29 protein-coding genes are annotated in these 24,246 nt (G+C 71.6%); 15 read left to right on the top strand and 14 right to left on the bottom strand.

The window, feature by feature from the left end:
- Window positions 1-210 (top strand): transposase (locus tag ACLQ24_RS21700; RefSeq protein WP_425893540.1); only part of this gene is annotated, 210 nt, incomplete at its 5' end.
- A 240-nt stretch (window positions 211-450) separates the two neighbouring features.
- Here the strand turns inward: ACLQ24_RS21700 and ACLQ24_RS21705 are convergent.
- Entirely contained in the window at window positions 451-801 is a 351-nt protein-coding gene (locus tag ACLQ24_RS21705; protein WP_425893541.1) for a hypothetical protein, read from the bottom strand.
- Between ACLQ24_RS21705 and ACLQ24_RS21710 the strand changes: the two genes are divergently transcribed.
- Window positions 802-951: a hypothetical protein gene (locus tag ACLQ24_RS21710; protein WP_425893542.1), complete on the top strand. Its 150-nt coding sequence runs from the start codon at window positions 802-804 to the stop codon at window positions 949-951.
- Between the two features lie 112 nt (window positions 952-1,063).
- Here the strand turns inward: ACLQ24_RS21710 and ACLQ24_RS21715 are convergent, their stop codons facing one another.
- Window positions 1,064-2,476 (bottom strand): endo-1,4-beta-xylanase, encoded by a 1,413-nt coding sequence (locus ACLQ24_RS21715; protein ID WP_425893543.1) that lies wholly within the window; start codon window positions 2,474-2,476, stop codon window positions 1,064-1,066.
- A gap of 717 nt (window positions 2,477-3,193) precedes the next feature.
- On the opposite strand from ACLQ24_RS21715, the gene ACLQ24_RS21720 reads away from it, so the two are divergent.
- From ACLQ24_RS21720 to ACLQ24_RS21730, 3 genes are read left to right on the top strand one after another with little or no spacing between them, the layout of a single operon-like run.
- Window positions 3,194-4,201, top strand: coding sequence for an ABC transporter permease (locus ACLQ24_RS21720; protein ID WP_425893544.1), 1,008 nt, complete (start codon window positions 3,194-3,196; stop codon window positions 4,199-4,201).
- Between the two features lie 40 nt (window positions 4,202-4,241).
- Window positions 4,242-5,294 (top strand): ABC transporter substrate-binding protein, encoded by a 1,053-nt coding sequence (locus ACLQ24_RS21725; protein WP_425893545.1) that lies wholly within the window; start codon window positions 4,242-4,244, stop codon window positions 5,292-5,294.
- A complete protein-coding gene (locus ACLQ24_RS21730; RefSeq protein ID WP_425893546.1) occupies window positions 5,294-6,112 on the top strand; it encodes an ATP-binding cassette domain-containing protein in 819 nt (272 codons plus the stop codon). The genes ACLQ24_RS21725 and ACLQ24_RS21730 overlap by 1 nt, the downstream gene beginning before the upstream one ends.
- 94 nt (window positions 6,113-6,206) lie before the next feature.
- Here ACLQ24_RS21730 and ACLQ24_RS21735 read toward each other — a convergent pair whose 3' ends face one another.
- A complete protein-coding gene (locus ACLQ24_RS21735; protein WP_425893547.1) occupies window positions 6,207-6,902 on the bottom strand; it encodes a FadR/GntR family transcriptional regulator in 696 nt (231 codons plus the stop codon).
- A gap of 8 nt (window positions 6,903-6,910) precedes the next feature.
- Complete coding sequence (locus ACLQ24_RS21740) at window positions 6,911-8,305, bottom strand: enolase C-terminal domain-like protein (RefSeq protein ID WP_425893548.1); 1,395 nt, start codon at window positions 8,303-8,305, stop codon at window positions 6,911-6,913.
- A 419-nt stretch (window positions 8,306-8,724) separates the two neighbouring features.
- On the opposite strand from ACLQ24_RS21740, the gene ACLQ24_RS21745 reads away from it, so the two are divergent.
- Together ACLQ24_RS21745 and ACLQ24_RS21750 are read left to right on the top strand one after the other, a co-directional pair.
- The gene (locus ACLQ24_RS21745; RefSeq protein ID WP_425893549.1) at window positions 8,725-9,219 is read left to right on the top strand and encodes a GNAT family N-acetyltransferase; all 495 of its coding nucleotides are present in this window, start codon (window positions 8,725-8,727) and stop codon (window positions 9,217-9,219) included.
- Between the two features lie 296 nt (window positions 9,220-9,515).
- Complete coding sequence (locus ACLQ24_RS21750; protein WP_425893550.1) at window positions 9,516-9,665, top strand: hypothetical protein; 150 nt, start codon at window positions 9,516-9,518, stop codon at window positions 9,663-9,665.
- A gap of 12 nt (window positions 9,666-9,677) precedes the next feature.
- Here ACLQ24_RS21750 and ACLQ24_RS21755 read toward each other — a convergent pair whose 3' ends face one another.
- Window positions 9,678-10,544, bottom strand: coding sequence for a DUF2690 domain-containing protein (locus ACLQ24_RS21755; RefSeq protein WP_425893551.1), 867 nt, complete (start codon window positions 10,542-10,544; stop codon window positions 9,678-9,680).
- Window positions 10,545-10,558: 14 nt separating this feature from the next.
- A complete protein-coding gene (locus tag ACLQ24_RS21760; protein ID WP_425893552.1) occupies window positions 10,559-10,885 on the bottom strand; it encodes a peptidoglycan-binding domain-containing protein in 327 nt (108 codons plus the stop codon).
- A 29-nt stretch (window positions 10,886-10,914) separates the two neighbouring features.
- Between ACLQ24_RS21760 and ACLQ24_RS21765 the strand changes: the two genes are divergently transcribed.
- The 3 genes from ACLQ24_RS21765 (at window position 10,915) to ACLQ24_RS21775 (ending at window position 12,969) form a co-directional block, all read left to right on the top strand.
- The gene (locus tag ACLQ24_RS21765; protein WP_425893553.1) at window positions 10,915-11,823 is read left to right on the top strand and encodes an FG-GAP repeat protein; all 909 of its coding nucleotides are present in this window, start codon (window positions 10,915-10,917) and stop codon (window positions 11,821-11,823) included.
- Window positions 11,824-12,064: 241 nt separating this feature from the next.
- Complete coding sequence (locus ACLQ24_RS21770; RefSeq protein ID WP_425893554.1) at window positions 12,065-12,502, top strand: ArsR family transcriptional regulator; 438 nt, start codon at window positions 12,065-12,067, stop codon at window positions 12,500-12,502.
- On the top strand, window positions 12,499-12,969 hold the full coding sequence (locus ACLQ24_RS21775; RefSeq protein WP_425893555.1) for a hypothetical protein: 471 nt from the start codon (window positions 12,499-12,501) through the stop codon (window positions 12,967-12,969). Before ACLQ24_RS21770 ends, ACLQ24_RS21775 begins: the two co-directional genes overlap by 4 nt.
- A gap of 172 nt (window positions 12,970-13,141) precedes the next feature.
- Here ACLQ24_RS21775 and ACLQ24_RS21780 read toward each other — a convergent pair whose 3' ends face one another.
- The 4 genes from ACLQ24_RS21780 to ACLQ24_RS21795 form a co-directional block, all read right to left on the bottom strand.
- On the bottom strand, window positions 13,142-13,354 hold the full coding sequence (locus ACLQ24_RS21780; RefSeq protein WP_425893556.1) for a hypothetical protein: 213 nt from the start codon (window positions 13,352-13,354) through the stop codon (window positions 13,142-13,144).
- 120 nt (window positions 13,355-13,474) lie between these two features.
- The gene (locus tag ACLQ24_RS21785; RefSeq protein WP_425893557.1) at window positions 13,475-13,693 is read right to left on the bottom strand and encodes a hypothetical protein; all 219 of its coding nucleotides are present in this window, start codon (window positions 13,691-13,693) and stop codon (window positions 13,475-13,477) included.
- Window positions 13,694-13,724: 31 nt separating this feature from the next.
- Window positions 13,725-13,901 carry a hypothetical protein gene (locus ACLQ24_RS21790; protein WP_425893558.1) on the bottom strand — a complete coding sequence of 59 codons (177 nt, stop codon included), beginning with the start codon at window positions 13,899-13,901 and terminating at the stop codon, window positions 13,725-13,727.
- A gap of 109 nt (window positions 13,902-14,010) precedes the next feature.
- Complete coding sequence (locus ACLQ24_RS21795; RefSeq protein ID WP_425893559.1) at window positions 14,011-14,724, bottom strand: spermidine synthase; 714 nt, start codon at window positions 14,722-14,724, stop codon at window positions 14,011-14,013.
- A 127-nt stretch (window positions 14,725-14,851) separates the two neighbouring features.
- Here ACLQ24_RS21795 and eccB point away from each other — a divergent pair, with 127 nt between their 5' ends.
- A complete protein-coding gene (eccB, locus tag ACLQ24_RS21800; protein ID WP_425893560.1) occupies window positions 14,852-16,222 on the top strand; it encodes a type VII secretion protein EccB in 1,371 nt (456 codons plus the stop codon).
- Between the two features lie 77 nt (window positions 16,223-16,299).
- Here eccB and ACLQ24_RS21805 read toward each other — a convergent pair whose 3' ends face one another.
- The 4 genes from ACLQ24_RS21805 to ACLQ24_RS21820 are packed head-to-tail and all read right to left on the bottom strand — an operon-like array spanning window position 16,300 to window position 20,165.
- Window positions 16,300-16,905: a class I SAM-dependent methyltransferase gene (locus ACLQ24_RS21805; protein ID WP_425893561.1), complete on the bottom strand. Its 606-nt coding sequence runs from the start codon at window positions 16,903-16,905 to the stop codon at window positions 16,300-16,302.
- 46 nt (window positions 16,906-16,951) lie between these two features.
- Entirely contained in the window at window positions 16,952-17,818 is an 867-nt protein-coding gene (locus tag ACLQ24_RS21810; protein WP_234588159.1) for a carbohydrate ABC transporter permease, read from the bottom strand.
- Window positions 17,818-18,774 (bottom strand): carbohydrate ABC transporter permease, encoded by a 957-nt coding sequence (locus ACLQ24_RS21815; RefSeq protein ID WP_425893562.1) that lies wholly within the window; start codon window positions 18,772-18,774, stop codon window positions 17,818-17,820. The genes ACLQ24_RS21810 and ACLQ24_RS21815 overlap by 1 nt, the downstream gene beginning before the upstream one ends.
- Window positions 18,771-20,165, bottom strand: coding sequence for an ABC transporter substrate-binding protein (locus tag ACLQ24_RS21820; RefSeq protein WP_425893563.1), 1,395 nt, complete (start codon window positions 20,163-20,165; stop codon window positions 18,771-18,773). Before ACLQ24_RS21820 ends, ACLQ24_RS21815 begins: the two co-directional genes overlap by 4 nt.
- A 116-nt stretch (window positions 20,166-20,281) precedes the next feature.
- On the opposite strand from ACLQ24_RS21820, the gene ACLQ24_RS21825 reads away from it, so the two are divergent.
- The 4 genes from ACLQ24_RS21825 to ACLQ24_RS21840 all read left to right on the top strand — a co-directional run bounded on the left by ACLQ24_RS21825 (window position 20,282) and on the right by ACLQ24_RS21840 (window position 24,141).
- On the top strand, window positions 20,282-21,319 hold the full coding sequence (locus tag ACLQ24_RS21825) for a zinc-dependent alcohol dehydrogenase (RefSeq protein WP_425893564.1): 1,038 nt from the start codon (window positions 20,282-20,284) through the stop codon (window positions 21,317-21,319).
- Window positions 21,320-22,141 (top strand): TIM barrel protein, encoded by an 822-nt coding sequence (locus ACLQ24_RS21830; RefSeq protein WP_425893565.1) that lies wholly within the window; start codon window positions 21,320-21,322, stop codon window positions 22,139-22,141.
- Window positions 22,138-23,487, top strand: a complete 1,350-nt coding sequence (locus ACLQ24_RS21835) for an MGH1-like glycoside hydrolase domain-containing protein (RefSeq protein WP_425893566.1) — start codon at window positions 22,138-22,140, stop codon at window positions 23,485-23,487. Before ACLQ24_RS21830 ends, ACLQ24_RS21835 begins: the two co-directional genes overlap by 4 nt.
- Before the next feature lie 162 nt (window positions 23,488-23,649).
- Window positions 23,650-24,141, top strand: coding sequence for a DUF2267 domain-containing protein (locus ACLQ24_RS21840; RefSeq protein ID WP_425893567.1), 492 nt, complete (start codon window positions 23,650-23,652; stop codon window positions 24,139-24,141).
- The last annotated feature ends 105 nt before the right edge of the window (window positions 24,142-24,246 follow it).

A 24,246-nucleotide genomic window follows, 5' to 3' on the forward strand; every position in this document is an offset into this window, starting at 1 on the left:
ATCGAGAGCCTCAACGCCCGGTTCCGTCGTGCGGTCAACGCCCGCGGGCACTTCCCCACCGAGCAGGCCGCGCTGAAAATCCTCTACCTCGCGGTCACCAGCCTCGACCCCACCGGCAAGGGCCGCACCCGATGGTCCAACCGCTGGAAAGCAGCGTTGAACGCCTTCGATATCACCTTCGACGGCCGGATCTCCGCCGCCCGCCGGTAAACAGCCCAACATCATCGATAGAACGGAGAGAAGTTACACCGTTCGGATGACAGACCCCGACGTGCGGAATGCAGGGCTAGCCGGTCTGGTCAGGGCGCTGACGTAGGCGCTGGCAGCAGTACCGACAGGTCCGGTCCGGGGCGACACCGTCCCGGACCGGGCCTGTCGTCGTCCGGCCCGTCGAGAGGTCGCCGGGCGGACGCGCGGGCGAGCGGTGGTCGTACGGAGGCGGTCCGGTGGTCAGTTCGCCGCGTCCGCCTCCGCCGGGTGCAGGATGGGCCCGGTGGACGGGTGGTAGCGCACCGGAACGGGGTCGCTGAGCGCGCCGATGAACGCCCCGTCGACGTGGTCGAGGAAGCCGATGGCGACGGCGCGACCGGCCCGGTCGTCGTCGGGAAGCACGCAGGGCAGGCCGTCGGAGCTGGTGGCGTCGAGCAGCACCACCGAGCCGCCGCGGATGGCCGGTGGCACCGTCAGCCGCCGGGTGGCCATCGCCGCATAGATCACCCCGTCGACCTGCCGGTCGAGCATGGCCTCGATGGCGTACTGCTCGAACGTGGCGTCGCCCTGCGTCGCGGTGATCAGCAGCACGTGGTCGCGTTCCCGGGCCGCGTCGAGGGCGCCGCGGATGAGGCCGCCGGCGAAGCGGGTGGTGGCGACGATGTCAACCAGATGCTGTCCGCAGGCGACGAGCGCGCCAACCGGCTCACCGCCGCCGTCCGCGCGAGCCTCGACGCCTGAGGCAGGCGTCCCGGATCGCTCGCCGGCTCACCCCACGACGGGGAACCCCCGGGGCGCGCGGTGGTCCGCGACGCTCCGGGGGTGCCCAGGGGGTGAGCTGAGAGGGGACGGATCAGCTCGCGGTGCAGGTGGGAGTGCCGGACGGGCTGGCGCCGGTGCCCTGGAAACCGAACTCGGTGCTGGCGCCCGCGCCGATCTGGCCGTTGTAGTCGACGTTGCGGAAGTCCACCGTGCCCGAGGAGCCGCTGGCCTGCGCGCTCCAGGTGTTGGTGACGGCGGTGCCCGAGGGCAGGGTGACCCGGACCGTCCAACCCCGCACGGCCGTCGAACCGGCGTTGACCTTGACCGTGGCGACGAAGCCGCCGTTCCAGGAGTTCAGCGACACCGAGGCGGTGCAGCCGCTACCGGTGGGCGGCGGGGTGGTCGGCGGCGGCGTCGTGGGCGGAGGAGTGGTGGGCGGCGGCGTCGTCGGCGGCGGCGTGGTCGGGTTGCCGATGCCCGCGTTGAGGGCGTCGAGGACGGAGGTGTACGCCGCCTTCTTGTTGCCCGAACGGTCGAACAGCAGCGGGTTGTCGTTACCGCGCCACGAGTCGCTGTCCCGTACGCCCCACACCGTGATGCCGGTGCAGCGGGGGATGGCCATGCAGGCCCGGGTGACCTGGGCGTACGCGTTGGCCTGGTTGGAGCCCTGGGTGATGTCCAGCTCGGTGATCTGCACGTCGACGCCCAGATCGGCGAAGCGTTGCAGGTTCGCCTGGTAGTCGCCCGGCACCGAGGTGCCGAGGTGGGACTGGAAGCCGACGCAGTCGATCGGTACGCCGCGGGACTTGAAGTCGCGCACCATGTTGTAGATGCCGGTGGACTTCGCGTTGACGCCGTCGGTGTTGTAGTCGTTGTAGCAGAGCTTGGCGCCCGGGTCGGCGGCGCGGGCGGCACGGAACGCCGCCTCAATCCAGTCGTTGCCGGTGCGCTGCAGGTTGGAGTCGCGTCGCCCGCCGCTGCCGCCGTCGGCGAACGCCTCGTTCACCACGTCCCAGGCGTAGATCTTGCCGCGGAAGTGGGTGGCGACCTGGGTGACGTGGTTGATGGCGGCGTTGCGCAGCGCGGTGCCGGACATGCCCTGCGCCCAGCCCGGCTGCTGCTGGTACCACAGCAGCGTGTGGCCGCGGACGATCATGCCGTGCGACTGCGCGTGGGCGACGATCTGGTCCCCGCCGCCGTAGCTGAACCGGCCCTGCTGCGGCTCGGTGGCGTCCCACTTCATCTCGTTCTCGGGAGTGAGCTGGTTGAACTCCCGGTTCACGATGCCAGCGAACTGGCTGTCGGACAGCTTGAAGGCGGGTACCGCCGCGCCGTAGTAGCGGCCCTTCTCGGCCGCCGAGGCGCCCAGGGTGGTGCCGGCGTTGGCGGCGGAGGTCACCGCTACCGTCGCGGCGACCGCCGCGAGGGTGGCCGCGAGCGGCACCAGTGCCCGACGGCCCCGGAACCGGGGTCGCGGTGCGCGTTCGTCGGGGGTCTTGTCCATGGTCCTGCCTTTCGGAGATGGTGGCGGCGGAGTCGAGGTCGGGCTGCCGCACCGGTGGTGGACAGTCCGTGGGTTCCGTTCAGGGCGGGATTCGGCGGTGCCCGGGACGGCCCGATGGATCGACAACGGCGATTCCTGAGGGCGCACGTCACGACGGAGCGGCCGCGTGCGGGGACGCGGAAACACGGCGTACGCCGGACAGGTGTGGCTCGGACAGGTCACCGACCGTCGACCGGGTCAGAGGACCCGATGCCCTTCGAGGTGCCGATGATTCCGAACGGGAGGGGCGTGCCCTCGACTCCTTGGCGGAACATAGCATGTTATCGATAACATGCTCAAGGCGAGTGGTGACCGGGAAGCGAGGCCCTTCGATGAGCACGTCCGCGCCGCCCTGGTCGGACGTTACCGTTAACAGCGTGTCCGGATGTGGCGCTCGCCGCCACCCGGCCACGGGCAACGATTTTTTGGTCCGACGTATATCGCCTTCGAGACACGCATAACGATGCCACAACATGGCGGTAGGACCTTGGCAACACGAGTGTGGCCATGGCAAGGTAACGCCTGATCACAGGAAACATCCGATCTATCGTGCAGGCGCTGCGGGGCGTGGCCCCGTGTGTGACTTCCTGGGGAGGTCCGGTTGCGAGGGAGAGCGTCAATCACCGGCGGGGGCGCGTGCCGAGCCGGGGACACAGTGGACGAGAGCCGGGCCCGGCGATGAGTGCCGTCGAGGCGACCGATCAGACCCAGGGCGGCGCGCTCAACGACTGGTTACGCGAACGCGTCTCCCACGCGCTGTCCGAGTTCACCGCCGCGACCGCGCTCATCGTCCTGTTCATCGCGCTGAGCTTCGCCAGTCCGTACTTCCTGACGGCGGACAACCTCTTCAACATCGGCGCGCAGACCGCGGTGATCGCCATCATCGCCGCCGCGCAGACAATGGTCATCATCACCAGGGGCATCGACCTGTCGGTGGGCTCGGTCGCCGCGCTCGCCGGCGTGGCGGGTGCGATGGTCGTCCGGGATCTGGGTTTTCCGCTGCTCGCGGCGACGGCGGTCGCGATCGGTGTCGGCGCCCTGGCGGGACTGCTGAACGGGCTGCTGATCACCGTCGCCCGGATACCCCCGTTCATCGCGACGCTGGGAACGATGTCGGTCGGCCGGGGCCTGGTCTTCATCATCACCGGCGCGGTCGGCGTCTACGGGCTGCCCCGGTCGTTCCAGCTGCTCGGCAACGGGGAGATCATCGGCATTCCGTTCGCCGTCGTGATCACCGCCGTGGTCGCCGTCGGGGTCGCCTTCCTGCTCTCGCAGACCCGCTTCGGGCAGTACACCTACGCGATGGGCTCCAACCTGGAAGCGGCCCGCCGCTCGGGCGTCGCGGTGGGCCGTCACCTGACCTACGTGTACGTCCTGGCGGGTGTCCTGGTCGGTCTTGGCGGCATGATTGCCGCCTCCCGCGTCAACTCCGGCCAGCCGAACTACGGCATCTCGCTGGAACTCGACGTCATCGCTGCCGCAGTCATCGGCGGCGCCAGTCTGTTCGGCGGGCAGGGCCGGATCGTCGGGACGATCATCGGCGCCTTCCTCATCGCACTGGTGCGCAACGGCGCCGTCCTGCTCGACATCAGCATCCACTACCAGCAGGTGATCGTCGGCCTGATCATCTGGGCTGCCGTCTACTTCGACCAGTACCGCCGTCGGCGGCTGGAGTCACGGGGCTGACATGCCGTTCCCGCAGCTCGACAGAGGAAGGACGCACACCATGGCACACACCACCACCAGCCGACGTCCACGAGGTAACCTCCTGCGCGCGCAGGCCATCCTCGCCGCCGCCACGGCGGTCGCCCTACTCGGCGCCTGCGGCGGGGTCGAGGTCCGCGACGGAGACGACGGCGCGACCAAGGAAGCCTCCGGGCCGCTGAAGCTCGCCGTCGTGCCCAAGGCGGTCGGGGCCGACTACTGGAACACGGTGAAGGCGGGCGCCGAGTGCGCTGCCCAACGCGCCGGCGACGTCACGGTCCAGTGGGACGGGGTGACCACCGAGACCGACGTCGAAGGGCAGGTCAACCTGATCCAGAACTTCGTCACCAAGAAGGTCGACGGGATCGTCTACGCGGCCACCGACTCCCGCGCGCTGGCCCCGGCCACCGACCAGGCGCTCGGCGCGAACATCCCGGTCGCGATGATCGACTCGGGCACCAGCCCGCAGCCGTCGGGGGTGCCGCTCTTCGCCACCGACAACAAGGCGTCGGCCGTCGAGGCCGCCAAGCTGCTCGCCACCGAGCTGGGCCCCGGCAACCACGACGTGGCGCTGGTGGAGTTCCAACCCGGCTCGCAGACCAACACCGAGCGGGTCGACGGCTTCAAAGCCGGCCTCGCGCAGTTCCCCAACCTCAAGCTGGTCGGCCAGCAGCCCAGCCGCAGTGACGTCAACGAGGCGCGGCGGGTCACCGAGAACATCCTCACCGCCAACCCCAACCTCGCCGGCATCTTCGCCGCCAACGAGCCGAGCGTGCTCGGCGCCGCGCAGGCCATCCAGGCGGCGGGCAAGTCCGGCAAGGTGGTCATCATCGGTTGGGACGCCGCCCCCGACGAGATCGTCGGACTGCGCAACGGCCAGATCTCCGCGCTGGTCGTGCAGAACCCCTTCAAGATGGGCTACTTCGGCGTAGACAAGATGGTCAAGCACCTCCGCGACAAGGCGCCGCTGGCGTCGGCGGACACCGGGGTCACGTTCGTCACCAAGAAGAACATCGACTCGCCGGAGATCAAGGCGGTGCTCGAGCCCAGTTGCGCCAACCCTCCGGTGCAGTGATGGCGACGACCTCCGCGCCGACGACCGACAGCGACCAGCGGCGGTCTCCCGAGGAGCCGCCGGTGCTCGAAGCCCGTGGGATCGTCAAGCGGTTCGGCCACGTCGAAGCGCTGCGTGGCGCTGACTTCACGGTCCACCGGGGGGAGGTCGTCGCCCTCATCGGCGACAACGGCGCCGGCAAGAGCACGCTGGTCAAGACGCTCTCCGGTGTGCACGCGCCCGACGAGGGCGAGATCCGGGTCGGTGGGCGTCTGGTCCACTTCGCGACTCCGGTGGACGCCCGGCGCGCGGGGGTGGAGACCGTCTACCAGGATCTCGCGGTCGCCGACGACCTCAGCGTCGCCGCCAACCTCTACCTCGGGCGGGAAATCCTGCGCTCCGGGCCGCTCGGTCGGCTGGGTCTGCTCGACAAACGAGCCATGCGGCAGGGTGCCGCCGCGGCCCTCGACGAGCTGGGCGTACGGATTCCGCGGGTCACCACGCCGATCGCGATGCTGTCCGGTGGGCAGCGGCAGTGCGTTGCGGTGGCGCGGGCGATCATCTGGGCGACGAACGTGGTCATCCTCGACGAGCCCACCGCGGCGCTGGGCGTCGTGCAGACCGAGCGGGTGCTCGACGTCGTCCGGCGGGCTCGGGAGGCGGGCATGTCGGTGGTGCTGGTGAGCCACAACATGCCGCAGGTGCTCGAGATCGCCGACCGGGTGGAGGTGCTGCGTCTCGGCCGGCGGGCCGCCCGGCTGCGCGCCGACGAGGTCACCACCGACGATCTGGTCGCGGCGATGACCGGAAGCAAGGGCGCGGAGCGGGACGAGCGGTGACGGTGCTCGCCCGCCCGTGACCGCCCGCGGTGGACCGGCAACGGTCCCACCGACGCGCGGCGCGGGCGGGCGATCACCCGCCCGCCCATCGGTCTCACCCCTCGTCGGGCAACCCCTGTAGCGACTCCTCCACACCGATCAGGTGGTTGGCCATCCGGGTGCGGGCCCGCTCCGGGTCGCGCGCCCGGAGGGCCTTCAGGATCGCCACGTGCTCGTCGTGCGTACGCCGGTCCGCGCCCTCCTCGTGCAGGCTCCGCCAGAGCCGTCCTCGCAGGGTGCGCCCGGCGAACGCCTCGATCAGGCCGATGAGCACCGGGTTGTCGGCGTGTGCGGCGATGATCCGATGGAACGCGATGTCGATTTCCATGATCCGCTCGTGGTGCTGCGGCGACCGGCCGGCGATCCGGGCAGCCTCGTCGAGCAGCTCCCCGGCCTGGGCGAGGGCCTCGTCGGTGATCCTGGTCGCCGCCAACCGGGCGGCCTCGCACTCGAGCAGCCGGCGGACGGTGTGGATGTGCCGTCCGTCGCCCTGCCCCTGGAAGTCGACCACGAAGCCCATCGGGGCCAGCAGTTGCGGCGCGTCGAGGTTCGTGACGTAGGTGCCGTCACCCTGGCGGATGTTGACGATGCCGAGGATCGACAGCGCCGACATCCCCTCGCGCAGCGAACCCCGCGAGACGCCGAGGGACTCGGCGAGGTCCTTCTCGATGGGCAGCCGATCCCCGGGTTTGAACGTCCCTTCCAGGATCATCCGTTTGATGCCGTTCACCACTTCGTCGGTGCGGGACATGACACCTCCTAGCGGCCGGCGGGGGTGGCCGCTCCACCCGCGATCACGTACGGCTCCGGAGATGACACGGTAGCCGTCTCGGTCGAGGCCCAGTAACGGCCGTCCGGGAACCGGTACCGTTCGATCGACTCGGGGTGCATGCGGGTGGAGTAGCCGGGCGCGTCGGGCAGGATGTACCCGCTGCCCCAACCGGTGTCCCGGATGACACACGGATCGGTGAAGTGCTCGTGCAGGTGATCGACGAACTCGGTGACGCGACCGGTGAGATCCCCCGAGACCGCGACGTAGTCGAGCACCGACACGTGCTGGACCATCTCGCAGAGCCCGACGCCGCCGGCGTGCGGGCACACCGGAACGCCGAACTTCGCGGCGAGCAGCAGCACGGCGACGATCTCGTTGACGCTGGCCAGCCGGCCGGTGTCCAACTGGCAGAAGTCGATGGCCTCGGCCTGGAACAACTGCTTGAACATCACCCGGTTGTGGCAGTGCTCGCCGGTGGCGACGCCGACGGGAGCGACGGCGCGGCGCACGGCCGCGTGGCCGAGGATGTCGTCCGGGCTGGTCGGCTCCTCGATCCACAGTGGCGTGAAGCGGGCCAGCGCGTTGACCCACTCGATGGCCTGGTCGACGTCCCACACCTGGTTGGCGTCGAGCATCAGGTTGCGGTCCGGGCCGAGGATCTCCCGGGCGATCGTGCACCGGCGGATGTCGTCGTCGAGGTCGGCGCCCACCTTGAGCTTGACGTAACCGTAGCCGGAGTCGACGGCCTCCTGGCACAGTCGACGCAGCTTGTCGTCGCCGTACCCGAGCCAGCCCGCGGAGGTGGTGTAGGCCGGGTAACCGGTGCGCGCCAACTCGGCCAGGCGGTCGGCCTTGGTGCTCTGCTGGGCCTGCAGGATCGCCAGCGCCTCGTCCCGGGTCAACGCGTCGGACAGGTAGCGCAGGTCCGCGATGTCGACGAGTTGTTCGGGGGACATGTCGGTGAGCAGCCGCCACAGCGGCTTGTCGGCCAGGCGCGCGACCAGATCCCAGGCCGCGTTCAGCACGGCCGCCAGGGACAGGTGGACGACGCCCTTCTCGGGGCCGAGCCAACGTAGCTGGGTGTCGGAGGTGAGCAGGCGGTAGACCGCGCCCATGTCGGCGGCCATCGTCGTGACGTCCAGGCCCACCAGGCGGTGGGCCTGGTGGGCCGCCGCCGCCACGACGATGTCGTTGCCCCGACCGATGGTGAAGGTGAGGCCGTGACCCGCCAGCGGCACACCGGCGCTGTCCACACCGTCGGTGTGCAGGATGACGTAGGCCGCTGAGTAGTCGCCGTCCTTGTTCATGGCGTCGGACCCGTCAGCGGTCAGCGAGGTGGGAAAGCGGACGTCCTCGACGGTGACGCCAGTGATCTGCGGCATGCGCTCCTCGCCCGGCTCGGCAAAAGGTCAGATGATCATTTGGAGTATACGGAGGGCGCTTTGGGCGCGTCAACGACGTCAGCCGGTCCCCACGCATAGACATCTAACGTTTCCTCGGTTTGTCAGAGTCGAGCCGTGGTGGTCGCTCACGACGTCTCTTGCCGCTCTGGGCTGCTGGCAGTAAAGGAACCTGCGAACGCCGGCGAAGGTTCGACGTTCACGGTAGCGGCCAATCTCACGGGTGTGGCGCACGGTCGCCGCCGATTCGATACATCACACCTTTTGGTGCGTGGGGCGCGGGGCCTGCGGGACACCGGCCGACGCGGCCGGAAGCCGATGTCTCCGCACGGTACAACTGTCTGGTTCGACAGATCCGCGACACCGTCCCGGGGTTCGACAGACCAGATCGGAGCCCGACCATGGCCGAGGCGACCCTGCGACCGATGAGTCCCGGCGACGCGGACCGCATCCTGGCGATCTACCAGCTCGGCCTCGACGGCGGGAACGCCAGCTTCGAGGTCACCGCACCGACCTGGGCCGCATTCGACGCCACTCGTCTGGCCGCGCACCGGTTCGTGGCCGTCGCCGACGGCCTCGCCCTCGGCTGGGTCGCCGTCGCACCGACGTCGAGCCGCCCGGTCTACGCGGGCGTCGTCGAGCATTCGATCTACGTCGACCCGGTGGCCCAGGGGCGCGGCATCGGCCGGCTGTTGCTCGACGCGCTGATCACCTCGACCGAGACCGCCGGCATCTGGACGATCCAATCCGGCATCTTCCCCGAGAACACCGCCAGCCTGGCCCTGCACCGGCGGGCCGGGTTCCGCGTCATCGGCGTACGCGAGCGGATCGGCCGCCACCACGACCGCTGGCGCGACGTCGTCCTGCTGGAACGCCGCAGCCCCAGCGTCGCCTGAGCGGCAGCCGTCGACGCGCGCCCGCTACCGACCCCGCGACGTCCGCCAGCCACCGGCTCCGCGGGCGCCGCCACCGTCACCGTCGGCTGGCGCAGGCGACGCAGGTACGCGCCGACGGGCGGGCGGCGATCTCAACGGTGGTCTCGTCGCGTCACCGGGGGAACAGGATCGAGACTAACCGATCACTGTGTCACTGAAGGAGAGTGTGCGGTCACCGTTCGGAGCGGTCCTGGGTGCGGCGCGGTCGGCCGTGCGCGTCCTCCCGGTCGATCCGCAACTCCCGCTCCAGCTCGCCGATGACCGCTGCCGCCGGTGGCGCCGAGGACGGTGCCGCTCGCGCCGAGCTGCGCGCCGCCGTGAACCTGCTGACCGACGCCCTGCTGTCGCACCTGAGCTACGAGGAGCGGGAGCTGGTCGAGCCGTTGGCCCGGCTGGGCGTGAGCTGAGCGGCGGAACCGTCAGTCGGTGACGCCGAAGCACTCCCGTCCAGGTTGATCGCCGGAGGGGTAGTAGCAGGCGCGCAGGCTCGACGGGTCGGGCGCCGCGATCATCGCCGTGGTGGTCACCTGCTGGTCCGTCGCCGGGGTCGCGGCGACAGCGGTCTGGGGTCGGGCGTCCGGTCCGCTGACCTCGAGGCGGAAGCCGGCGTGCGTGGGCCAGGTGCGGATCCACCCGGCCCGGCAGCTCGGACTGAAGCGGATCTCCAGCCGGGTGCCGTCCGCCGCGGTGTGGGACGCCACCGTGACAGGGTCCTCGCAGGCCGTGGTGCGAGGGTTGCGGCCCTCGCAGTCCCGCAGCTCACAGATGGGTGGGCGGGTGTCCGCGACGGCGGTGGCGGGGGAGGCGTGGACCACAGCGGCCGGCGTGACCATCGCCGCGCACGCCAGGGCGACCCCGACCGCGCTGGCCACCGGACGGGTGGCGACCAGGTCGGAGGCGGCCAGCAGCGCTCTGCGCGTGAGCCCGGGCCGCCGCCGAGGCGGTGCGCCGGCGAGCGCGACGTCGGATGCGGTCGTCGCACCGGTAGCGGTTTGCGCGCGACCGCTCCAAGCCGCGTCGGCCACGTCCCAGCACCTCAAAACCCGGTCGTCGGGCTCACCTGCCGCCTCGCACAGCGCCCGGACCGCCTGACGGGGCGGGAACTGCTTGCCGTTGAGATAGCGTTCCCACGACGACCTGCTGATCGCGGTCGTCGCCGCCAACTGGTCCAGACTCAGGCGGCCGCGGTCTTTCAGCTCCCGCAGTTCGGTGACCAGGAGCGTGCACGGCGCGGGCAGCCCGCGCGGGAGCGCGCGCCAGCGGGTCGCGTTCGGTGGGTACGCCATCGCCGGCCCCTCGCTCATCGCACATGTCGCAACAACTGCCACGTCTGCTGACTGACGATCCCGTCGGCGGGCAGATGATCCTGGAGCTGCAACCGCTTGACCTCGGCCTCGGTGTGCTCGCCGAAATACCCGTCCACCTCGCCGGGGGACAGGTTGTGGCGTCGCAGCAGACACTGCACCTCGGCGGCGTCCGGACCGGTGCTGTTGCGCAGCACCAGGTGTGACGTCGTCGTGCTGCTCCCGGCGTACAGCAGGTCGCCCTGCTGGGTGTACGTGCACGCGTACTTGCCGACGTCGCTCACCACCGCGAGGTCGTCCTCGTGCCAGGGATCGACGAGCAACAGGATCGAGATGACGGCGGAGAGTAGCAGTGCGCCCCCGGCGACGAGGAACCGCGGAGAAGAACGACCACTTCGGTTCGTCGGTCGCCGCCGGCGACCTCACCGGCGACGGCCGCGACGACCTGGTGATCAACGTCGAGGGCGAGGACGTCAGCGGTACGACAGGTGCGCAGGGCTGTGTGTATGCCCTGAAGGGTTCCGCGAGCGGTGTGACGGTGACCGGCAGCACGTCGGTGTGTGTGGACAAGACGAAGACCGGCGGGAGCTACAGCAGCGTCGCGATCGGTCGTTTTCACGGCGGCAGCAACGCCGACGTCGTGGTCTACGCCGACCAGTACAAGGGCGGTCCCAGCAAGTCCGGTGCCCTTCTCGTGCTGCGGGGCGGCACCGACCTGATCAGCAGCGCGCGCACGCTGGTCATCTCGCAGAGTTCACCCGGCGTGGGCGATGGCGCCGAGGCCGGCGACCAGTTCGGCGCCGCGCTCGCGGTCGGCGACCTCGACAACGACGGCGCGGACGATCTCGCCGTCGGCGTCCCCGGGGAGGACGCCGGCGCGGGCAGCGGGCAGGGCATGGTCCACGTCTTCCTCGGCGGCGCGTCCGGGCTCCAGTCGGGGCTGGACTCCACGTTCCAGGAGGGCCACTCGATGATCAACGCCAACCCGCAGTCCAGCGAGGCGTTCGGCAGCGCGGTACGCATTCTCGATGTGACCAACGACGGGAAGCCGGAGCTGCTGGTGACCGCGCCGTTCGAGGACTTCTCGTACAACACGGGAGCGATGTTCGTGCTCGGCGTGCAGCGGACCAGCGACACCGTGGCACTCACCGGGTGCACCGCGCTGACCAGGTCGACCCTTGGCGGTGTCTCGGCGTACGGGACGGGTCTGCCGATCGCCAACGGCGTGATCCCGCCGACGGACCTGCCGAACGTCACCTGATCATCGCCTCGCCCTGGGCGGCCGGACGGGGGGTGCCCAGGGCGAGGCGACGTGTCCGGGGGTTGCCTCGCTGAATCTGAGAAACTACTTTCGAAACGGCCACTGCCACTGCCACGGCCACTGCCACGGCCACGGCCACTGCCACTGCCACTGCCACTGCCACTGCCACTGCCACTGCCACGGCCACGGCCACCGGTCTGTCGCCGCACGTCGGCCGCCGCACGTCGGCGCCACGCCGTCGGTGGTCAGCTGGCACCTGCGTCACCTCGCGACGTTCGGCCTCGTCACCGACGCCGACGGCGCTACCAGCATGCGGGAGCGCTGGTGGCAGGCGGCCGCCCGGGGGTTCCGCTTCACGCTGCCCGACGACGCCGAGGGGCAGGCCGCAGCCCGGCAGCTGCGCGGCGAGATGTTCGCCCGCTATGCCGACGCGCCCCAGCGGTGGCTGCTGCACGACGAACCCCGGCTGGACGCCGAGTGGCGCGGACTGGCCGGGGTGGCCGACACCCGCTTCGTCGCCACACCGGACGAGCTGCGGCACCTGGAAGAGGCGATCGAGGAGCTGCTCGCCCCGTACGTGCGGCGCAAGGACGACGAGACGACGCCGGACGGCGCCCAGCCCGTCCGGATGCTGCGCTACCTGCTGCCCGAAAGCAGCGACTTTTCGTCGACGTCATGACGGCCATCGACGCACCGCCCGCACCGGCGCTGAACCGCGACCGGCGGTTCCGCACGTTCTGGATCGGCCAGATGATCTCGGCGTTCGGCGACCGGATCAGCGAGCTGGCCCTGCCCCTGATCGCCGTCGCCCTGCTCGCCGCGACGCCCGTGCAGGTCAGCGTCCTCACCGCGCTGATCTGGCTGCCCAACCTGCTCGGCCTGTCGGCCGGCGCGATCGGCGTCGCATTCGGCATCGGCGCGCTCGGCGGACTCGCCGGCGCGGCCCTGGCATCCCGCGTCTCGCACGCCACCGGCGTCGGCCCTACGGCGATGATCGGCGCGGTGGTGTTCCCCGCCCCACTGGCGCTCACGGCGCTGATCGACGGCCCGACCTGGGCGAAGATCGCCATGCTGGCGGCCGTCGAGTTGGGGCTGCTCGCGTCACCGGTGCGCCACATCAGGACCCTCGACATCGTCACACCCTGACCGGCCTGGTGTGGCTGTCGCCCCCACCGCTGGTCCCGCTCCTGACCGGAGGGCACCTAGCCCCTGAAGCCTGATGCCTGTGAGTCATCAAGATGACCCACAGGCATCACGCTCATCGCACCGACAGCCCCCGAGCCGACCTTTCACGGCCCGTGTCGGCACGGGGCGCCGGTCAGCTCGCTTCCGCCGCCAGCAACCGAGCCAGCTCGTCCGGCTGGGAGAACATCGGCCAGTGGCCCGTCGCCGTCGTGGTCAGCCGCCAGCGCTCGCTGGTCAGCAGCGCGGACAGGGTGTCGTTGGGCTCGGGCCCGTCGAGCAGGCACTTGACGTACGTCGTCGGCAACTCGCCCAGCGGACGCGTCAGCACGGCCGGCTCGGTCAGCACGGCCGGCTCGGTCAGCGTGCCGCCCGGGTGCGGGGTGGAGCCGCACCGCCGTTGTCGGCGAGCACCGACTCGAACGCCGCCTGACAGAGATGATGTTCGTGAGCACCTCCCGGCCGGGGTCTAACCCACCGGGATGCCGGAGTAGCTGTGGCCGACCAGCACCACGTCGCGGAGATCGCGTCGTTCGATCTCACCGACGATGTCCTGCACGTGCGCCTGCTGCCCGGCGGGCACGCCCTGCGACCGGCTGCTCGACGAGGAGAAGACCGCGCCGGCCGACGCCGACCGCGAGCGGGCGCACCTGCTGTTGGACGGCCTCGACCGCACCGCGCTCGACATGCGCGCGGACTGGTTCGGACCGGGCGGGGCGTCACCGTCGACGGGTCTGGTGGTTCATCGCCTGCCGTCCCTTGACCACGCCCAGGATGACCACGATCACCAGCGCGATCAGACCGATGATGATCAGCCAGCGGACCGCCTCGAGGAGCAGCCCGAGCAGAATCAGCACGCCGGCGACCACGCCGACGACCCAGAGCAGGGCACGCATGGAGAACCTCCCGTGACCGCGGCCGCGGCGCGAGATGCGGCGACCCCGGGGCCGCACCTTCCCGATTTCACCACCCTCAAACGCCACCCGGCGCGACCTGGCGGGGTGCTCAGCGGCGGGCGACGTAGACGGTGTTGGCGGACTGGCCTCCGGTCAGCGGGTTGGCGAACGGCACGACGTGTGCCCGCGCGGTCGCGAACACCTCCGCGAGCGCCGCGCTGAACCCGTCGTCCGGTGGGTCGTCCGACCAGAGCGCGAAGACGCCCTCCGGCCGAAGCAGCGCGGCGAGCCGACGGAGGCCGTCCGGCGTGTAGAAGGGCGCGTGGCTCGGGTGCAGCACGTTGCGCGGCGAGTGGTCGACGTCGAGCAGGACCGCGTCGAAGCGTCGCCCGGGCGTCTGTGCGTCGAACCCCTCGTCACCCGCCACGGCGGCGAAGAAGTCGGCCCGCGCGAACCGGGTCCGCGGGTCCTCGGCCAGCCCGGCCGCGAACGGCAGCAGGCCCCGCCGGTGCCAGTCGATGACGTCCTCGATGGCCTCCACCACGAGCAGCGCCCGCACTCGCGGGTCGGCGAGGGCGGTGCACGCGGTGTAGCCCAGCCCGAGGCCGCCGACCACCACGTCGAGGGTGTCACCGGTCAACTCGGCGAGGCCCAGCCGGGCCAGCTCGATCTCGGCGACGGGGAAGAGGCTGGACATCAGGTACTCGTCGTCGAGCTTGACCTCGTACACCTCGACCTGGAGCGCCGGGTCGCGGCGCCGCCGCAGGCTGATCGCGCCGATCGGGGTCTCCCGCCAGGCCAGTTCCTCGAAGCGCGCGCCCACGGATGCCCTCTCGCCGCCGGATTCGTCCCCGGATGGTACCGACCGGGGTCCGCGCCGACACGCAGGGTCCACGGGACATCGACGCAGCGCATATCCTGTGCCCGGCCGAACCAGCGGAAGGAACTTCATGCCGTCGCGGCAGGATCAGCTGCACTCCTATCAGTTCAGCGTCCAGCGGGCGGTCGCCGCGCTGGTGATGCGGGAGACCGACCCGGCCCAGTCGCCGTTTCGGCGGCTGGCGGGCGCGGGCCTGGCCAGCGTCCTCGTGGCGGTGATCGGGCTCGGGGGTTCGGCGCTCTACGGCCTGTTCGCCGGTGGCGGCACCGGGTGGCGCGACCCGGGCGCGGTGATCGTGGAGAAGGAGTCCGGCGCCCGGTTCGTCTACCGCGAGCAGAAGCTGCACCCGGTGCTCAACTACGCCTCGGCGCTGCTGATCGTCGGGGCGGCCCGGTCGAAGACGGTGCTGGTCTCCCGGCGCTCGATCGACGGCGTGCCGCGCGGTCTGCCGTTGGGCATCGCCGATGCACCGGATTCGCTGCCCGCGCCGGACCGGCTCGCGGCGGCGGCCTGGACGGTCTGTTCGACGACGGCCGGCGCGGACAGCCGTTCGGCGCTGCTCATCGGCGTCGACCCCGACGGCGGCCGGTCGCTCGGCGACGACGCGTTGCTGCTGCGCCACCCGGACGGCGGGCTCCACCTCGTATGGCACCAGCGCCGCTACCTGATCCGCGATCCCAACCGGGTGCTGGCCGCGTTGGCGACCACCCGGACGCGGGCGGTGCCCGTCGCGCCCGCCCTGCTCAACGCGCTCCCCGCCGGCGTCGACCTGGCTCCGCCGGCGCTGCCCGGCGAGGGCCGGCCCGCCACTCGGGTGCCCGGCGCCACCATCGGTCAGGTCTACCTGGTGCGTAACTCGGGCGGCGGCCGCCAGTACGCGGTGGCGCTCGACGACGGGCTGGCCGGGATCACCGAGTTGCAGGCCGGGCTGCTGCTGGCCCGCACCGGGCAGGGGGAGTCGGAGCCGATGACGTTGGGTCGGTTCGCCGCGCTGCCCACGATGCCCGATCTCGCCCCGAGCGGCCCGACCGCTCCGCCGCCCGTACCGCCCCGGCTCGCCGCCACCGACGACGCGGCGATCTGCACCCGCGTCGGCGACGACGGCGCGGGCGAGGTGCGCTGGGGCGTACACCTGCCGGACCTGGCGGCCGTTCCGCGGACCGCGCCGACCGGCGGCGCGGCGCTGGCCGACCACGTGGTGGTGCAGCCGGGTGGTGGCGCGGTGGTCGAGGCTGCCGCGGCGCCCGGCGCGTCCGGGGGAGCGGTGTCCGTGGTCACCGACCTGGGCCGGCGGTACGTGCTGGCCGACCGGGAGGTGCTGGCCATGCTCGGTTATCGCGACGTGCGACCGGTGCGGCTGCCCGCCGGCCTGGTCAGCCTCGTGCCGGCCGGCGCGACCCTCGACCCGGCCGCGGCCCGGGCCGTCGCAGCGCCGTCCTGACGCCGCTCCGACCGTTCGCGGCACCGTCCTGACGCCGCTCGGGTCGTCGCCGTCCTGTCCTGAGCCCGCTCCGGGCGTCAGGTTGCCGGGCGGCGCAGGATGCTGACGGCGAAGGGCGCGTCGTCGCGCCATGGGCGCAGGTCCCAGGTGGCGAAGCGGTGCTCCAGGCGCAGCCCGGCGGCGACCGCGTCGGCGTCGAACGCGGTCAGCGGGTAGCCGCGTTCGGTGCCGAAGCCCACCGCCAGCACGCCGTCGGGGCGCAGGTGCCCGGCGAGCCGTCGCAGCACCGCCGGCTCGGTGCCGACCGCGACGAAGGCGAGGACGTTGCCGGCGAGGACCGCCGCGTCGAACGGCTCCGTCTCGCCGAGCGCCGCCAGGTCCAGCTCGGCCAGGTCGGCGACCAGCCAGCGCGGGCCGGGGTAGTCGGCGCGGGCGGCCTCCACCAGCGCGGGGTCGGCGTCGACCCCGACCACCGTGTGCCCGCGCTGGGCCAGGGCCGCACCGACCCGCCCGGTGCCGCTGCCGGCGTCGAGGATCCGCGAGCCGGGTACGACGAGCGTGTCGACGAGCCGGGCCTCGCCGGCCAGGTCCGCTCCCTCGGCGGCGAGCTTGCGGAACCGGTCGATGTACCACTGCGAGTGCTCCGGACCGGTGTCGGTCGCCCAGCGGGTCGGGTTGGCCATACGGCCCACGGTAACCGGGCAGGACGGGCCCGGCCGGGCGGGTGCGTCATCCCTTCTCCGCGCCGCTGGTCAGGCCCTCGGTCAGCAGCCGTTCGCTGGCGAAGAAGAGGATCACGATGGGCAGGGTGAGGACGACCGACCCGGCCATCAGCACCGTCTTGGGCACCTCCACGCCGTCGGAGAGCAGCGACAACCCGAGCGACACCGTCCACCGGTCGGGCTTGTCGACGAGGAACAGCAGGGCGAACAGGAACTCGTTCCAGGCAATCATGAAGTCGTAGAGCGCGACTGCCATGATCGATGGCGCGGCCAGCGGCAGGCTGACCCGGCGGATGATGCCGAGCCGGCCGGCGCCGTCGATGGCGGCCGACTCCTCCAGACTGACGGGGATGGTCTCGAAGTAGTTCTTCAGCATGTAGACCGACACCGGCAGGGTCTGCGAGATGTAGACCAGCACCAGGCCGAAGAGTGAGCCGCGCAGCCCGGCGAGGCTGAACACCACGAACAGCGGGATCGCGATGACGATCGACGGGAACAGGTAGACCGCCAGGAACAGGAAGTCGACCTGCCGCCGGCCGAAGAACCGCAGCCGGGCGACCGCGTACGCGCCGGGGATCGCGACGAGCAGCGTGAGCACGGTCGCCGCGACGGCGACCAGACCACTGTTGCGGATGAAGGTGAGGAATCCCTGGCCGCCGTCGTCGGTGGCCTTGAGTACCTCGGCGTACGTGGCGACGGTCAGCTCGCCGAAGCCCACGACCAGCGAGCCCGGGTCGAGCAGCAGCCGCTCGATGGGGCGTACCGAGAGCACCAGCATGTAGTAGAAGGGGAAGACGGTGACCACCAGGAACGCGGCGATCACCAGGCGGCGCAGCCAACGCAGGCTCACTGTCTCGACCATGTCGCGGTCCATCAGCCGACCCTCCGTCCGAAGAAGCGCAGGTAGATCAACACGAACACGATGAGCACCACGGCCAGCACGACCGCCTGCGCGGCGGCCGCGCCGATGTCGGTACGGGCGGTGAGGAACTCGTACACCCGGACGCTCACCACCTCGGTGCCGGCGGCCCCGCCGGTGAGCAGGTAGACGTCGTCGAACTTGTTGAACGTCATGATGAAGCGCAGTACGCCCAGCAGGGCGATCACCGGCAGGAGTTGCGGCAGCAGGATGTGCCGGAACCGCTGGGTGGGGGTGGCCCCGTCGACGCGGGCGGCCTCCTCCAGTTCGCCGGGCACCGCCTGGAGCCGGGCCAGCAGGAACAGGAACGCGAACGGGAAGTACCGCCACGCCTCGAACACGATGACCGTGGCCAGCGCCGTCGACTCCTGGGTGAGGAACGGCACGGGTGCGTCCCAACCCAGCAGGCGCTGACCCCAGTGGTTGACGATGCCGAGCTGCGGGTCGAGCATCACCTGCCAGACGAAGGTGACCGCGACCACCGGCGCGACGTACGGCAGCAGCATGGAGGCCCGTACCAGGGTGCGGCCCCGGAACGGCCGGCGCACCACCAACGCGGCGACCAGACCGAGCAGGATCGACCCGACGGTGCCGCCGACGCTGTAGAGCAGGGTGACCCACAGGCTGTCGGCGAAGCCGGGGGTGTGCAGCACCCGATCGATGTTGTTCATGGTCAGCTCGCCGAACAGGCCGGTCTTGCGCAGGGTGGCGAGCCGGACCCGCTGGAAGGCGAGCACCACGGTCCAAATGATCGGGATGCCGATGACGGCGATGGTGACGAGCAGGGTCGGCGCGACCAGCGCCAGCCCGGCACGGGACTCACGGCGGCGCAGCGTCAGCGGTCGGCGGCGGGTCCGCTCCGGCCGCTCCCCGGCGGGGGAGCGGGCGGTGCCGGGGGCGGTGGTGGTCAATTGACGCCCGCCTTGATCGCCTCGACGTCCTTCTTGGCCCGGCCGGCCGCGCCCGCCGCGTCGGACTTGCCGGCGATGAGGTCGCCCAGCACCTTGGGCACCGGCAGTTCACCGAGCATCGCGCCGACCAGCTTGCCCTGCCCCTGGCTGAGCCCCCAGCGCCCGAACGTGTCTGGACTGCGGCGCAGCGTGGCCAGCACGTCGTCGCCGTACACGTCGGCGAGGGGCTTCTTGGCGTCCACGCCGGCCGGGCTGGTGTTCCAGGCGGTCAGGAACGCCTCCGGTTCGGCCGGGGTGCCCTTGCGCACCGGGAACCGGCCCTCCGGGGACATGCCGAACCAACGCGGGTAGCCGTCGCCGAGCATGTACTCCACGAACGACTTCGCCGGGTCGGCCGCCGCGCCGTCCAGCACGGCCCACGAGCTGATCTCGCCGTACTGTGCGGGTTCGGTGCCGCTCGGACCCTTGATCGCGGTGACGAACCCGCTGTTCTTGGCCAGGAACGTCGGGTCGGCCTGGCACTGCGGGCAGGTCGGCTTGGTGTCGTTGCGCAGCCCGGCCAGCTCGTCGAGGATGAACGGCGACCAGATCACCATGGCTGCCTTGCCCGCGAAGTAGGTGGCCCGGGTGGTGTCCACGTCCTGCGCGCCCTTCACCGAGCTGGCGCGGATCAGGTCGCCGTAGAAGCGGAACGCCTCGACGCACTGTGGTGAGTCGAGGGTGACGGCGCCGGAGTCGTCGGTGAGCTGGCATCCGTTGGCCAGTGCCAGGTGCTCGAAGGTCTGCTGGGTGAAGACGTCGCTCGCCGAGGTCGCGGCGGTGATGCCGGCGACGCCGCCGGTGTTGAGCTTCGCCGCCGCGGTGGCGATCCGTTCGTACGTGTCGGGTGCGGGCAGGCCGGCGGCGTCGAACAGGTCCTTGCGGTAGACGAGCAGTTGGCCCCACCCGTCGCTGGGCACGGAGAGTTGCTTGCCGTCGTCCGAGGTCAGCTCCAGCGCCCGGGGCGAGAACGTCTGCCGGCCCAGCTTGTCGACGACCTCCGCGTTCGCCGAGGCGTGCAGCAGCTCGTTGCCCGCGAGCGTACGGACGCCGGCCAGGGACACCGAGCCGACCACGTCGGGCAGCTCGCCGGCGGCGGCGTTTGCGGCGATCAACGAGGGGAACTGGTCCTCGTTGACGGTGACGAGGTCGACCTGGATCCCGGTCTTGGCGGTGAAGTCCGCGATGATCGCCTTGGTGGCGGTGACGCGGTCGGCGACGTCCTCCAGGCTCCACACGGTGATCTTCTTGCTGTTGCTGTCGGATCCGTCGTCTCCGCAGGCCAGCAGGGTCGGCGTGGCCAGTGCCAGGATCAGGGTGGTGGCGAGTATCCGCCTCGGAGGTGCTGACATCGGTGGCACTCCTCTCGAAGGGTACAAGACGGATTCAACACCTTCGATTGATCAATAGCAAGACATATGGCCATTTTTTGGCTATCCTGGAGCCCAGTGCTACCGGGATGTGACACATGGGCAACTGGGTGGTCTCCCTCGCCGGGCCTCGACAGATCAGTCTCGAGCCCTGCCCACCAGATCCGCTCGGCCCCGGCCAGGTCCGGGTCCGCACCTGCTACTCGGGCATCTCCGCCGGCACCGAGCTGACCCTCTACCGGGGCAGCAATCCCCGGCTCAGCAAGGACTGGGACGACACCGCCCGGATGTTCGTCCCCCGCCAGGCTCCCGTGCCGTACCCGTTGATCGGCTTCGGCTACGAGGAGGTCGGCGAGGTCGTCGAGGTGGCCACCGAGGTCGCCGACCGGCATCGGGGCCAGCTCGTGTGGGGCATCTGGGGGCACCGCGCCGAGGCCGTGCTGCCCGCCGACGCGGTCCGTCCCGTGCCCGTCGGGCTGGACCCGCTCGTCGCGGTCTTCGCCCGGCCCGGCGCCATCGCGCTGACCGCCGTGCTCGCCGGTGACCTGCACCTGGGGGACTGGGTCGGTGTCTTCGGGCAGGGCGTCATCGGGCTGCTCGCCACCCGTCTCGCGGCTCTCTCCGGCGCCCGGGTGGTGGCCGTCGACCGGGTGCCCGGCCGGCTGGCCCACGCCACCCGCTACGGCGCACGGTCCACGGTGGACGCCGGGGCGCAGTCCGCCGCCAGCGTGCTGCGCGAGGCCACCGGTGGCCGGGGCGCGGACGTCTGTCTGGAGCTGTCCGGGGCGTACCCGGCGCTGCACGAGGCGATCCGCTCCACCGCACACGCCGGCCGGGTCGTGGCCGCCGGCTTCTACCAGGGCCACGCCGACGGACTCGGCCTCGGCGAGGAGTTCCACCACAACCGCATCCAGTTGGTGGCCGCCCAGGTCTCCGGGCCCACCCCCGCGCCGGGCATGGCCGGCCGGTGGACCGGTGACCGGGTGGCGCAGACCTTCATGGAGCTGGTGGCCGACCGCAGCGTCGACCCGCTGCCGCTGGTCAGCCACATCGTCGACGCCAGCGCGGTCGCCGACGCCCTCGCGCTGCTCGACCGCGGCGCCGGTGACGTCCTCCAAGTGGTGTTGAGGTTCTAGATGACCACCATCGCGCTCGCCTGCCAGGAACAACTCCTGCCGGGCACCAACCTGATCCAGAAGTACGCCCTCGCCACCGCGCTCGGCTACCAGGGCATCGAACTGCGCGGTCGCGGCGACCTCTCCTTCGCCCGCCGCCTGCCCGAGCTGCGCCGGGCCCGCGCCGCCGGGGTGGTGATGCCCACCGTCTGCGTCGAGATGGACCACTTCATCGGCGACTTCGACCCCGATCGGTCCGCCGACGCGGTCCGCAACCTGTGCTCCCAGCTCTCGGTCATCGCCGAGCTGGGCGGCGTCGGGGTCATGACCCCGGCCGCGTGGGGCATGTTCTCCCGGCGGCTGCCGCCGTTCGAGCCGCCGCGCCCGCCGGCCGGCGACCGACAGGTGCTCCTCGACGCCCTCGGCACCCTGGGCGAGCACGCCCGGGCCGAGGGGGTCGCCCTGTTCCTCGAACCCCTCAACCGGTACGAGGACCACATGGTCAACCGGCTCGACGAGGCGGTCGCCCTCTGCGCCGCACTCGGGCTGCCCTCGGTCCGGGTGGTCGCCGACACGTTCCACATGAACATCGAGGAGGACGACGTGCACCGCGCGCTGCGCGCCGCCGCGCCGTACCTCGGGCACGTGCAGGTCAGCGACTCCAACCGCTACCAGCCCGGCGCCGGGCACCTGGACTGGCCGGCGCTCGTGCGGACCCTGCTGGAGCTGGACTACCGCGGCTGGCTGTCCCTGGAATGCCGACTGCGCGGCGACCCGGTCCGCGCCCTCCAGGAGGCCGCGACGGTGCTGCGGCACGCGCTGCCCCGCCGGGCCGCCGCATGACCGCCGGCGCTGTCCCCACCCGCACCGGTGGTCCGACCGACCTGGCCGGGCTGCGCCGGCTCGCCGTCGCCACACTCGACGCCAACTGGGAGCACGACCACACGGTGCCGTCGCGCACGCTCTACCCGCACCAGTGGAGTTGGGATTCGGCGTTCATCGCGATCGGGCTGGCGCACGTCCGTCCCGAGCGGGCCTGGCGGGAGCTGACCAGCCTGTTCCGGGCGCAGTGGGCCGACGGACGGGTGCCGCACATCGTGTTCAACCCGGCGCTGCGCGTCGGCGCGTACTTCCCCGGCCCGGAGCTGTGGCGCTCGGCCGACGCCGAGGGCGCGCCGGGCGTGGACACCTCCGGCCTCGTCCAGCCGCCGGTGCACGCGCTCGCCGCGCTGCTGGCCTACCGGCGCGCGCCCGACCGGGCCGGCCTGGCGGCGCTGCGCGGGCTCTACCCGGCGCTGGTCGCCCAGCAGAGTTACCTGGCGACGCGGCGGGACGTGGCCGGCGACGGGCTGGTGTGCGTCGTACACCCGTGGGAGTCCGGTCTGGACAACAGCCCCGCCTGGGACGAGCCAATGGCCGCGGTCGACGCCGAGGCGGCCGTCATGCGCGCGTACCGTCGGCACGACACCGCGCACGCCGACGCCGCGCACCGCCCCACGGACCTGGACTACGCCCGCTACCTGGCGATCGTCGCGGCCTACCGCGACCACGGCTACGCCGACCGCGACCTGGCCGACGGCCATCCGTTCCTGGTGGAGTGCCCGCTGTTCAACGCGGCGTTCGGGTCCGCCGAGCACGCGCTGGCCGAGATCGCCACGCTGACCGGCGCGGACCCCGGCCCACACCGGGTCCGCGCGGACCGCGTCACCGAGGCGTTGGTACGACGGCTGTACGACCCGGGCACCGGCACGTTCCAGCCCCGCGACCTGCGCACCGACCGGCTCGTCGGCGCGCGTACCGTGCTCGGGCTCGCGCCGCTGCTCCTGCCCGACCTGCCCACCCGGCAGGCCGAGGCGCTCGTCGTCGAGGCGACGTCGGCGCGCTTCGGGGTGGCCCGGGGGATGGACCGCCCACTGCCCAGCTACGACCGCACCGCACCCGACTTCGAACCGCTGCGCTACTGGCGCGGACCGAGCTGGTTGAACATCGGCTGGCTGGTACGGCGCGGCCTGGTGACCCACGGGCACCCCGAGCTGGCGGCCGGCCTACGCCGCTCGATGATCGACCTGGTCGCCGGGGCGGGCTGCCACGAGTACTTCCACCCCGACACCGGGGCCGGGCTGGGCTCACCGGCGTTCGGCTGGACCGCCGCGCTGCTGCTCGACCTGCTCGCCGACGAGCAGCCGTGAACGCCGACGCCTGCTAGCGTGCCCGTCCCGGCGGCCGTGAAGGGGATGGCGTGCGCGAGATCGACAAGGTGGCCTGGACTGGCCGAGGACCTGCCGCGCTGACGGCCGCTGGCCGGGCCCGGGCGTCGTTTGCCCCCGTCGAGTACGGGTAACCGCCCCGGCGTGACCGACAGCGCGGGCGGCGACGGGTTTCCGCAGTTCATCGACGCGGTGTCCCGGCGCTCCGGCCTACCGACCGAGCAGGCCGCCGCCCTCGCCCGCGCGGTGCTCACCACGATGGCGGAACGGGTCACCGGTGCCGCGCCCGACCCCGCCGGGTACCTTCCGGACCAGGTCGACGGCTATCTGGGCGACTTCGCACCGGAGCCGTACGCCGACCCGACCGCCCCACCGCCGGCCCCGACCAGCGTTGGTGACGGCATCGACACCGGGGTGGCCCTCGACATCGGTGGGCCCGGCACGCCCCCGCCGATGGACGCCGGTCCGGTGGACTTCCTGCGCCGGGTGGCCCAGCGTGCCGGAGTGGATCCCGCCACCGCACGGCTCGGCACGGGCGCCGTTTTCGCGACCCTGCGCGAGGCGGTGACCGTACGGGAGTTCCACGAGATGGTGGCGCGGCTGCCCCGCGACGAGGGCCGGCCCGACCTTGCGTGATCGAGAGCGGCCAGTGATCGACTCCAGATATTGACCCGTAAGGCAAATAGTTGATGGTCAGGAGGCGGCGTAGCGGACTTCGGGCTTGCGGAACAAGGATTTCAC

This window comes from Micromonospora sp. DT4, assembly GCF_049841675.1.
Classification (GTDB): Bacteria; Actinomycetota; Actinomycetes; order Mycobacteriales; family Micromonosporaceae; genus Micromonospora.

Bases quoted from the DNA above. Each gene is read 5' to 3' on its own strand.
- ACLQ24_RS21755 (WP_425893551.1), bottom strand. From the start codon at position 10,544: ATGGCGTACCCACCGAACGCGACCCGCTGGCGCGCGCTCCCGCGCGGG.
- ACLQ24_RS21775 (WP_425893555.1), top strand. From the start codon at position 12,499: ATGACGGCCATCGACGCACCGCCCGCACCGGCGCTGAACCGCGACCGG.
- ACLQ24_RS21720 (WP_425893544.1), top strand. From the start codon at position 3,194: ATGAGTGCCGTCGAGGCGACCGATCAGACCCAGGGCGGCGCGCTCAAC.
- ACLQ24_RS21825 (WP_425893564.1), top strand. From the start codon at position 20,282: ATGGGCAACTGGGTGGTCTCCCTCGCCGGGCCTCGACAGATCAGTCTC.
- ACLQ24_RS21750 (WP_425893550.1), top strand. From the start codon at position 9,516: ATGACCGCTGCCGCCGGTGGCGCCGAGGACGGTGCCGCTCGCGCCGAG.
- ACLQ24_RS21740 (WP_425893548.1), bottom strand. From the start codon at position 8,305: ATGCCGCAGATCACTGGCGTCACCGTCGAGGACGTCCGCTTTCCCACC.
- ACLQ24_RS21805 (WP_425893561.1), bottom strand. From the start codon at position 16,905: ATGGCCAACCCGACCCGCTGGGCGACCGACACCGGTCCGGAGCACTCG.
- ACLQ24_RS21835 (WP_425893566.1), top strand. From the start codon at position 22,138: ATGACCGCCGGCGCTGTCCCCACCCGCACCGGTGGTCCGACCGACCTG.
- ACLQ24_RS21820 (WP_425893563.1), bottom strand. From the start codon at position 20,165: ATGTCAGCACCTCCGAGGCGGATACTCGCCACCACCCTGATCCTGGCA.
- ACLQ24_RS21735 (WP_425893547.1), bottom strand. From the start codon at position 6,902: ATGTCCCGCACCGACGAAGTGGTGAACGGCATCAAACGGATGATCCTG.
- ACLQ24_RS21730 (WP_425893546.1), top strand. From the start codon at position 5,294: ATGGCGACGACCTCCGCGCCGACGACCGACAGCGACCAGCGGCGGTCT.
- ACLQ24_RS21745 (WP_425893549.1), top strand. From the start codon at position 8,725: ATGGCCGAGGCGACCCTGCGACCGATGAGTCCCGGCGACGCGGACCGC.
- ACLQ24_RS21830 (WP_425893565.1), top strand. From the start codon at position 21,320: ATGACCACCATCGCGCTCGCCTGCCAGGAACAACTCCTGCCGGGCACC.
- ACLQ24_RS21790 (WP_425893558.1), bottom strand. From the start codon at position 13,901: ATGCGTGCCCTGCTCTGGGTCGTCGGCGTGGTCGCCGGCGTGCTGATT.
- ACLQ24_RS21725 (WP_425893545.1), top strand. From the start codon at position 4,242: ATGGCACACACCACCACCAGCCGACGTCCACGAGGTAACCTCCTGCGC.
- ACLQ24_RS21810 (WP_234588159.1), bottom strand. From the start codon at position 17,818: ATGGACCGCGACATGGTCGAGACAGTGAGCCTGCGTTGGCTGCGCCGC.
- ACLQ24_RS21785 (WP_425893557.1), bottom strand. From the start codon at position 13,693: ATGTCGAGCGCGGTGCGGTCGAGGCCGTCCAACAGCAGGTGCGCCCGC.
- ACLQ24_RS21715 (WP_425893543.1), bottom strand. From the start codon at position 2,476: ATGGACAAGACCCCCGACGAACGCGCACCGCGACCCCGGTTCCGGGGC.
- eccB (WP_425893560.1), top strand. From the start codon at position 14,852: ATGCCGTCGCGGCAGGATCAGCTGCACTCCTATCAGTTCAGCGTCCAG.